The 2006-nt window shown below is 58.9% G+C and carries 1 protein-coding gene; it reads right to left on the bottom strand.

Going from position 1 to position 2006, the window contains the following annotated elements; genetic code table 11:
• Window positions 1-180 precede the first annotated feature (180 nt).
• Entirely contained in the window at window positions 181-1485 is a 1305-nt protein-coding gene (gene ltrA, locus DN412_RS42685; protein ID WP_115216973.1) for a group II intron reverse transcriptase/maturase, read from the bottom strand.
• Window positions 1486-2006: the final 521 nt, after the last annotated feature.

Raw genomic sequence — 2006 nt, 5'->3', positions numbered from 1 at the left:
CGGTAGGGTCGAGAACTGGCGCGCGCACGGTAGGCACCGGTGGTGATTCCACCGCTTTCGCAATGGCCCGCAATCCGGCAACCATAGTCACGTTTCCAGCTCCCGCCACGTCAAACGCAGCATGCGGTTTTCCCGCACTACGCTTTCCTGTTCGCTTCATGTCAAGGGTTATGGGACCTATCATGCCGGAGACGCTTTCATCGATGGTCCACGACGAACACGGTAGCCGTTAAACAGCCTCAGTTCGTCGTAGAGCCACCGCCTACTCCACCTCGTCCAGCCGAAGCCCCGGCGATTCCGGGATCGCCCTAGATGGCGTCTGACCTTCTTTTCGACCCAGTCTTTTACGAAGCTAAAACACTCGCTGGCGTGTCCCACGGCGAAGTAATTCACCCAACCGCGCAGAACCGGATTGATCAGTTGCACCACCCGATCCACTGGCTGCGACTGGTATCGCCGGAACACCTCCTTGAGCTTGCGCAGCAACGCCGTGCGTTTCTTCAACTTCGGCGTATAGTGCGCCCGCCACACCTGCTTCTTCATACTGCGGAGTCGACGGAAGTCAAATCCGAGAAAGCCAAAGCTCTCCCCGCAGTCCAATTCCACGGTGCAACTCTTCTCTTCGTTGATCTCGACTTGTAGCTTGGCAAACTCTTCCCGAAGCCGCTTGCTCACCGCACCCAGCAACCACGCATTGCGTGGATGGGCGTCGATCAGCACGACCAGATCGTCAGCGAAGCGGGCATACTCGACGTAGGTATACTTCCCGTTGCGCGTGGCTTCTTTCGCGCGCTCCAGCATCCGATCCACCTCAGTGAGATAGATGTTACTGAGCAACGGCGAAATCACCCCGCCTTGCGGAACACCTTGTTTGCCCGACGCCGTCAGCATCAACTTCAGCAAACGCATGACCTCGTCGTCATTGACTCGTCGCGCCACCTTTTCAAGCAGTAGGTGATGCCGAACCGTCTCAAAGTAGGCGCGCAAATCCAGATCGATGACTCGGGTCTTCCGCTGAACGATCGCCGTCGCCACCCGATGCACCGCTTTATGCGCGGTGCGCTTGGGACGATAGCCAAACGACCCCGGTTGGAAGTCTGCTTCGAAGATCGGCTCCAGTAGGAGCTTGAGCGCGCCTTGAACCACCCGGTCACGGATAGCGGGAATCGATAGGACGCGGACCTTGCCCCCGTCCTTCGGTATCTCTTGCCGCCGTGCTCGTAGCGGTATGTAGGTGCGCTCGATCAGTTCGCCCTGTATCTGCTCAAGGAACGCCTCTACGCCTTGCGCCTCGATGACCTCGAACGTCACCCCGTCGATACCCGGAGCGCCGTTATTCCTTCTGGCCAGCGCATACGCCTCGCGCAGCGTTTCCATCTTGCAGACATGGACGTACAACCCCCAGAAACGCCAGGACGGTTCAGCCTTCGCCTTGACGTATATCCCTCGCCTCAGGTCCTGCAAACTGCTGGACGCCTTTGTCATCTCGTCCTTGCCTCCCATGTTGTTGAGGAAGTCACAAACAGCAGGGCCCCTTCGCTCCACCAGCGTTACCTGGCTTCACCACTACTACGGGCCCATCCGCCACCCTCTCGCCTTCGGCCCACTTCCCGGGTTCGCCGGTTATAGGGCCTACCTTGCTCCGGCGATTTCGCGCCGGGGCGAGGAGGGCTTCTCCAGTTGCTTAGCATGTCCTTGTCATCGTGCCGTCGCTTCCACCCCGCCGAAGTGGAATAGCCGTATCGGTCAGATTTCGGCTACCCATGCTGCCTTCACCCTCACGGTTGTGGGCTCGGCCCTCGGAGCTTTTCATTTTCGAGGCCACATCTACGTTCACTTTTGTTACGGCCCGATGACTCGCGCATTCCCCAAGGAAATGCCTGTCGAAAGGCTTCAGAGTTTTGGTTTCCCGCCACCCTGCTATCCTAGCTACGGGGCCTCTGACTCCTACCCCGGCAGGACTGACTCCTGCTGAACATGCCAGCCTTAGCTGGACGCACAACCGG

It is taken from the genome of Cupriavidus lacunae (assembly GCF_003353055.1).
Classification (GTDB): domain Bacteria; phylum Pseudomonadota; class Gammaproteobacteria; order Burkholderiales; family Burkholderiaceae; genus Cupriavidus; species Cupriavidus lacunae.
This window is presented reverse-complemented; position numbering and strand designations above follow the sequence as displayed.